Annotated in this window: 7 protein-coding genes; 5 read left to right on the top strand and 2 right to left on the bottom strand. The window is 38.2% G+C overall.

What is annotated here, in order from left to right; genetic code table 11:
- Nucleotides 1–97: 97 nt before the first annotated feature.
- Entirely contained in the window at nucleotides 98–415 is a 318-nt protein-coding gene (locus FHP05_RS14975; RefSeq protein ID WP_147670763.1) for a hypothetical protein, read from the bottom strand.
- A 100-nt stretch (nucleotides 416–515) separates the two neighbouring features.
- Here FHP05_RS14975 and FHP05_RS14970 point away from each other — a divergent pair, with 100 nt between their 5' ends.
- Entirely contained in the window at nucleotides 516–1865 is a 1350-nt protein-coding gene (locus FHP05_RS14970; protein WP_147670761.1) for an MATE family efflux transporter, read from the top strand.
- Between the two features lie 39 nt (nucleotides 1866–1904).
- On the opposite strand, the gene FHP05_RS14965 is transcribed toward FHP05_RS14970, so the two are convergent.
- Nucleotides 1905–2753 carry a hypothetical protein gene (locus FHP05_RS14965; RefSeq protein ID WP_147670759.1) on the bottom strand — a complete coding sequence of 283 codons (849 nt, stop codon included), beginning with the start codon at nucleotides 2751–2753 and terminating at the stop codon, nucleotides 1905–1907.
- Nucleotides 2754–2908: 155 nt separating this feature from the next.
- Between FHP05_RS14965 and FHP05_RS14960 the strand changes: the two genes are divergently transcribed.
- From FHP05_RS14960 to prpB, 4 genes are all read left to right on the top strand, one after another.
- A complete protein-coding gene (locus FHP05_RS14960; RefSeq protein ID WP_147670757.1) occupies nucleotides 2909–4351 on the top strand; it encodes a bifunctional 2-methylcitrate dehydratase/aconitate hydratase in 1443 nt (480 codons plus the stop codon).
- Nucleotides 4352–4426: 75 nt separating this feature from the next.
- Nucleotides 4427–4816, top strand: a complete 390-nt coding sequence (locus tag FHP05_RS14955) for a hypothetical protein (protein ID WP_147670755.1) — start codon at nucleotides 4427–4429, stop codon at nucleotides 4814–4816.
- Nucleotides 4746–5237 carry a hypothetical protein gene (locus tag FHP05_RS14950; RefSeq protein WP_191126377.1) on the top strand — a complete coding sequence of 164 codons (492 nt, stop codon included), beginning with the start codon at nucleotides 4746–4748 and terminating at the stop codon, nucleotides 5235–5237. Before FHP05_RS14955 ends, FHP05_RS14950 begins: the two co-directional genes overlap by 71 nt.
- Entirely contained in the window at nucleotides 5234–6145 is a 912-nt protein-coding gene (gene prpB / locus FHP05_RS14945; RefSeq protein WP_147670751.1) for a methylisocitrate lyase, read from the top strand. Before FHP05_RS14950 ends, prpB begins: the two co-directional genes overlap by 4 nt.
- Nucleotide 6146: the final 1 nt, after the last annotated feature.

Genomic DNA, 6146 nt, shown 5'->3' with positions numbered 1-6146 from the left:
AATTCCTCCTACTATGTTTATCGTCGTTGAAAACATTGTACCATAGGAATTAATTTGGCCCTTTTTTGTTTATCCCTTTTTACACAATTATATGGACTTAATCATATAATGCTCTGAATCCCGATATATGCGTTTGAATCCCGATATCCCGCGCCTGAATCCCGATATAATGTGCTGAATCCCGATATAATGTGCTGAATCCCGATATATTGTTCTGAATCCCGATATAATGTGCTGAATCCCGATATATGTGCTCCGAATCCCGATATAACGTTCTGAATCCCGATATATGTGCTCCGAATCCCGATATAAGTGTCTGAATCCCGATATATGTGCTGGAATCCCGATATAATGCTCTGAATCCCGATATAACGCACCAAATCCCGATATCCGCACCAAATCCCGATATGCACACCCAATATCCTAATAAAACCCGAACAAATATTTCTGTGGACTTTTTCTTTATCCCAAATTAGAATGGGATGTACCTTTATAAATAGATTGGGGTAGAAAAAATGCGTACAGTAAGAGATAAGTTGGAATCACAATCGGCTGTGAAGAGTTTTTTTCAGTATTTATTACCGACATTATTAGGCATGATGCTGATGTCTGTCAATATTGTGATTGACGGAATCTTTGTGGGGAATGGAATTGGTCCTGTAGCATTAGCAAGTGTGAATATTGCTGTACCGGTTTTTTCTATTATTATATCCATCACACTTTTAATTGGTATTGGTGGCGGGACACTGTATTCGATGGCAATGGGGGAGGGGGATGAAGAGAAGGCGAAGAAAATATTCAGCCTCTCATTTATTCTTGTCACGATAATTACGCTCCTTGTTAGTATCATAGGGTTGTTGAATATGGACGGAATTGCTTCCTTTTTTGGAGCAAATGAGGAGACACTTCCCTATGTAAAAGATTATATGTATATTTTATTTCTATTTTCGTTGATTATTGCCTGGGAAACTTGTTTAAGTATTTTTGTGCGAAATGATGGTGCTCCCCAATTAGCGATGATTGCATTAATCGTTTCCGCAATCCTTAATATTGGGCTAAATTATTGGATGATTTTTATTTTGAAATTAGAAGTAACAGGTGCAGCATTAGCAACAGTCCTCGCTACTGCACTAGGCCTCCTTGTTTTAGTGATTCATTTTTTCCGAAAAGGAAGTAGTCTGAAATTCGCTCCTATTACTTTCAATAAACGTGCCATTAAACAAATTGGTTCGATTGGTTTTCCGAGTTTCCTATCAGAAATCGGGATGGGTGTTTTCGTCATTGGTTATAATATTGCGATGGCTCATTATGTTGGTACAAATGGATTGGCAGCTTTTTCGGTCATTAATTATTTGCATACTTTTATGTTCCTAGCATTTATTGGGATTGGTTCTTCCATTCAGCCGATGATTAGTTATTATTATGGTGCGAAGAAATTTCAGATGATTAAAGAGACGGTAAAAATTGCCGAAGTTAGTGGTATTATTCTAGGTGTTCTTTTTATTATCATTGGGTATCTTGGCGCCGATTATCTTGTCCAAATTTTCGGTGTTGCATCTGATGTGATTGCCGAACTTGCAACAAGTGGGATGAAATTATTCTTCCTTGGCTATTTATTTATGGGGATTAATTTTATTTACATGACTTATTATCAATCTATTGGATATGCAAGGCCTTCCATTATGATTACCATTTTTCGTGGGTTTATTTTACTGATCTTCATGTTACTTGTTTTACCGTTGTTGTTCGGTGTAAATGGAATCTGGCTCGCTTTACCTGTTGCAGAAGCAATTGTGGCGGTTGTTCTACTATGGTATGCACGGCCAGCAATCATGACAGAGAATTTAAGAGCACAAGCGAAATAAGAAAAAGGCAATGTCCACGATAAAGACATTGCCTTTTTCTTATTGGTATTTTTCTGCTAATTCATAATTTGTTCTTGAATCATGTTTGTTTACTGCTAATATGAAATCATCTGTTTTAATAATAAAATACGTGTCATTCCCATCTTCTACCTCATCCAATAATTCTATATCCGAGTAATAGGAGTAAATTTGTTTTACATCTTCAAAGGTAAGGTCAAAGGGCTCTTCATCCGCGCTTACAAACGTAATTTCATCATATTTCCAAACTCCATCTTCTTTTATAAAATGCCATGTGTATGTTCCGGGTGTTACTTCCATCGGTCCTTCTGTGTGAGGAATTAGGGAGGTTGCAGTAAAGGTTGTTTCTGTTTGGTCTTCCATTCTGAATTGCACATCAGCATCAGCAGGCATTGGTAACATAAAAGAGTCACATTGACATGTAAAAGCATATAAATATTCGCTCGTTAGTGCTTTGTTCTCTAAGGCTTTTTCTGTCATCACTTTGGCTAATGCCTTTTCAACTTTCGTAAGAGCTTCCTGTACTTCTTCGCTTTGTCCTTCTTGGGAAAGGATATCTTCATAATTTAATGTATACCAATCCTGATTTTTTTGTACTAATTTTTTCACTATTTCATGTGTCGCTTTTAAATTTTTTTGTATAATTTTTTGTGCTTCTTCATCTGTTAATTTTTCAAAGTCTTCTTCTTCCTCTACTTGTTCCTCATCAGCTAATTTTGTCAAATCATCCTTTGCATCCGCTTGTTCTTCTTCCTCAACTTCCGAATGATCTGTTTCCTTTTTGTTCTGTGATTGAATTACTTCATTTTGACATGCTGCTAGAAAAATAAAAAGAATAAGCACAAATAGAGCTAATATTTTTTTCTTCATTATATACCCCCATAAAATAAGTAATAATATGATTAGGTGAATTGTACCATTTGGTAATTTTTTTGAAAAGGGACTCTTTTTATATTGACAGCCTATGTACAATTGTATACAATTATACATAGATTGTCAGAATAATATAAATGGAGGTTCGACAGATGACACAAGTAAAAGAAAAACAAAATTATGTAACAGATGAAGTTTTGGAAACGATTGCAGATTATGTTATGAATAAAGAGATTACGAGTGATTTAGCTTATGAGACTGCTCGATACGCGCTAATGGATAGTTTGGGAACGGCTTTTTTAGCATTAAGATATCCAGAGTGTACGAAACACCTAGGACCTGTTGTGCCAGGAACGACTGTCCCAATTGGAACACGTGTACCGGGAACACAGCATTATCTAGACCCAATTGAAGGTGCTTTTGATATTGGTACATTAATTCGTTGGTTGGATTATAATGACACATGGTTAGCAGCAGAATGGGGTCATCCGTCCGATAACTTTGGAGGAATCTTAGCTGTAGCAGATTATATGAGCCGGAAACGAATTTCGGAAGGTAAAGAACCACTGAAAGTAAAAGAAGTACTGGAAGCAGGAATTAAAGCTTATGAAATTCAAGGTGTATTAGCACTTGATAATAGTTTAAATCGCGTTGGTTTTGACCACGTCTTATTTGTGAAAATTGCTTCTGCAGCAGTTGTTACGAAATTACTTGGTGGGGACAAACAGGATGTAATCAACTGTGTATCAAACGCTTGGGTTGATGCAGGTGCACTAAGAACATACCGTCATGAACCAAACACTGGTTCTAGAAAGTCTTGGGCAGCAGGAGATGCAACATCTCGCGCGGTTCGCCTTGCACTGAAAACATTAAAAGGTGAAATGGGTTATAAAACAGCACTAACTGCAGAAGGTTGGGGCTTTGAAGATGTAATTATGAATGGTAAAGAAATCACATTAGCACAAGACTTCGATTCTTATGTAATGGAAAATATCTTGTTCAAAATTTCTTACCCAGCAGAATTCCATGCACAAACAGCCCTAGAGTGTGCGATTGAAGTACATGATCAAGTAAAAGATAAAATTGATGAAATTGAAAAAGTTAAAATTATTACACATGAATCTGCTATTCGTATTATCGACAAAAAAGGACCACTACATAATCCAGCAGACCGTGACCACTGTATTCAGTACATCACAGCAGTTGGATTACTATTTGGTGAACTAACAGCAGATAGTTATGAAGATGACTTTGCTCAAAATCCATTAATCGATGAACTACGTGACAAAATGGTAACAATCGAAAAAGAAGAATACAGTAAAGATTACCTAGACCCAGAAAAACGTTCCATTGCAAATGCTGTTCAAGTTGTATTCAAAGATGGCACAGAAACAGAACTTGTTGCAAGAGAATACCCAATTGGTCACCGTCGTAGAAGAGATGAAGGAATCCCACTTTTAATCGAAAAATTCGTCGAAAACGTTAAAACAAGATTCCCACAACAACAAGCAGAAAAAATCTTTGCAGTTCTTAATGACCATGACAAACTAATGGAAACAGATGTAAACGAATTAATGGATTTAATGGCTATATAAAAATAAAAAACCCTCCCTCTTTTGTTAACATAATAAAAGAGGGAGCTGGATTTTTATCAAGAGATTCACGCGAAAATGCATCTTTCTTTGGCTGCCCGAAAATATGAAATAAGGGGATTAGCGGTCACCCAAACAGAAATGGTTGCCCGAAAAAGCGAAAGAAAGCGAAACTCGGTCATCCAAATGCAGATGGTTGCCCGAAAAAGCGAAATAACGCGAATAGCGGTCACCCAAACAGAAATGGTTGCCCGAAAAAGCGAAAGAACGCGAAACTCGGTCATCCAAATGCAGATGGTTGCCCGAAAAAGCGAAAGAACGCGAAAATTGGTCACCCCAAATGCAGATGGTTGCCCGAAAAAGCGAAAGAACGCGAAACTCGGTCATCCAAACGAAGATGGTTGCCCGAAAAAGCGAAAGAACGCGAATAGCGGTCACCCAAACAGAAATGGTTGCCCGGAAAAGTGAAAGAACGCGAAACTCGGTCACCCAAATGCAGATGGTTGCCCGAAAAAGCGAAAGAACGCGAAACTCGGTCATCCAAACGCAGATGGTTGCCCGAAAAAGCGAAATAACGCGAAACGCGGTCACCCAAACAGAAATGGTTGCCCGAAAAAGCGAAATAACGCGAAACTCGGTCATCCAAACAGAAATGGTTGCCCGGAAAAGTGAAAGAACGCGAAACTCGGTCACCCAAATGCAGATGGCTGCCCGAAAAAGCGAAATAACGCGAATAGCGGTCATCCAAACAGAGATGGATGCCCGAAAAAGCGAAATAACGCGAAACTCGGTCACCCAAATGCAGATGGTTGCCCGAAAAAGCGAAATAACGCGAAACTCGGTCATCCAAATAGAGCTTTATAAAAATTCACAGGAGGTTTTACAATGACTTGGTTAACAAGTGAACAGAAAACACAAAAGCAGTTAGCAGATGAATTTAAACAATTAGTAGAACAACAACAAATCCTACAAATTGCTGGTGCACATGATGCCATGGCAGGGCTTGTTGGTAGAAAAGTAGGCTTTAAATCTCTTTATCTCTCTGGAGGTGCTTACACGGCAAGTTTAGGTATTCCAGATATTGGTTTATTGCAATCTACAGAAGTTGCGGAACGTGCAAGAGAAATTGTGCGTGCAACAAATCTTCCATTATTAGTGGATGCAGATAATGGATTTGGTGGGCCACTGAATGTTGCGAGAACGGTAAGTGAATTAGTCGAAGCAACAGTAGCTGCAATGCAAATTGAAGACCAGAAGATTCCTAAGAAATGTGGCCATTTGAATGGAAAACAATTAATCTCAATAGAAGATATGGTAGAAAAAATAAAAATGGCTAAAAAAGTAGCACCTTCTCTTTATATTTTAGCACGTACAGATGCAGGAAGTGTGGAAGGCTTAGATAAAGCAATTGAACGCGCAAAAGCGTATGTGGATGCTGGTGCGGATGCGATATTCCCTGAGGCAATGCAAACGAAAGAAGATTTTAAAAAGTTCGCGGATGCGATTGATGTGCCATTATTAGCAAATATGACAGAATTTGGTAGAACACCATATTACACAGCAGAAGAATTTGCAGATTTAGGATACGCGATGGTTCTATATCCAGTTACATCTTTACGTGCTGCAGCAAAGGCATATGAGCGGGTGTTCACTGAAATCCTTGAAACGGGTACACAAAAGGGCGCATTAGAAGATATGCAGACAAGAGAAGAATTGTATGATGTTATTGATTACTTTAACTACGAATCACTCGATCAATCCATCGCTAAAACGACCATCCCAACATTAGATGAGTAAA

Source organism: Cerasibacillus terrae (assembly GCF_008039555.1).
GTDB classification, from domain to species: domain Bacteria; phylum Bacillota; class Bacilli; order Bacillales; family Amphibacillaceae; genus Cerasibacillus; species Cerasibacillus terrae.
This window is presented reverse-complemented; position numbering and strand designations above follow the sequence as displayed.

What these genes read in the sequence shown, in the direction of transcription:
- FHP05_RS14970 (WP_147670761.1), top strand. Translation starts at nt 516, where the DNA reads ATGCGTACAGTAAGAGATAAGTTGGAATCACAATCGGCTGTGAAGAGT.
- FHP05_RS14965 (WP_147670759.1), bottom strand. Translation starts at nt 2,753, where the DNA reads ATGAAGAAAAAAATATTAGCTCTATTTGTGCTTATTCTTTTTATTTTT.
- FHP05_RS14960 (WP_147670757.1), top strand. Translation starts at nt 2,909, where the DNA reads ATGACACAAGTAAAAGAAAAACAAAATTATGTAACAGATGAAGTTTTG.
- FHP05_RS14955 (WP_147670755.1), top strand. Translation starts at nt 4,427, where the DNA reads ATGCATCTTTCTTTGGCTGCCCGAAAATATGAAATAAGGGGATTAGCG.
- FHP05_RS14950 (WP_191126377.1), top strand. Translation starts at nt 4,746, where the DNA reads ATGGTTGCCCGAAAAAGCGAAAGAACGCGAATAGCGGTCACCCAAACA.
- prpB (WP_147670751.1), top strand. Translation starts at nt 5,234, where the DNA reads ATGACTTGGTTAACAAGTGAACAGAAAACACAAAAGCAGTTAGCAGAT.